The organism is Vibrio sp. 03_296, assembly GCF_002265885.1.
Genome location: NZ_NPKW01000716.1, coordinates 1 through 570, shown reverse-complemented (window position 1 = coordinate 570; position 570 = coordinate 1). Strand labels below are relative to the sequence as shown.

General features: G+C 30.2%; 1 protein-coding gene. It reads left to right on the top strand.

Features of this window, described 5'->3' with window-relative positions:
* The first annotated feature begins 295 nt into the window (after positions 1-295).
* Positions 296-547 carry a hypothetical protein gene (locus tag CIK04_RS27360; protein ID WP_128824731.1) on the top strand — a complete coding sequence of 84 codons (252 nt, stop codon included), beginning with the start codon at positions 296-298 and terminating at the stop codon, positions 545-547.
* The last annotated feature ends 23 nt before the right edge of the window (positions 548-570 follow it).

Sequence of the window (570 nt, the reverse complement as noted above, 5' to 3'; positions counted from 1 at the left end):
TGCAAGATGAGCTGAGCCTGCTTGCTGCAGCAATAGTCCAATCTCAATAATAAACACCATTTTTCCAAACATAACAATTACATTAAAATAAGATAAAAGTCACAAGAAAGGAGCGAATTTATATTTAAGAGGCGGTAAACAGACATCTAAAACCATTAAACCCTATGTTTACGCATGTAATTAACATCCTATTTAATTACAAAAAAAATTGTTATATTTGTCTAGGCACGAACATTATTGTGTAGAGATTTAATTTTCATTTGATAGTTACAGATTTTAATAGCGAGATCATTTTATGACTTGGAAACTGATAAACCAAAATCCAACTGTTAGCAATGCTAGAGATGTAATACCTATCAATGAAAGCTGTTCACATTTAGCAAAGCTAGGAATAAATCCAAAAATACTAGGTGATGGAGAAATTAATTTAACTAGGCAAGCTCTGATGGCTTTTAAATTAATGACTGATTTTGATAAAAAGAACGTTATTAAAGATATTAAATATGTAATAAAAAATCCAAATAGTGCATGCCTTGATAAAACATAAAAGCAACCATTTGGCTGCATAGC

What these genes read in the sequence shown, in the direction of transcription:
- CIK04_RS27360 (WP_128824731.1), top strand. Translation starts at nt 296, where the DNA reads ATGACTTGGAAACTGATAAACCAAAATCCAACTGTTAGCAATGCTAGA.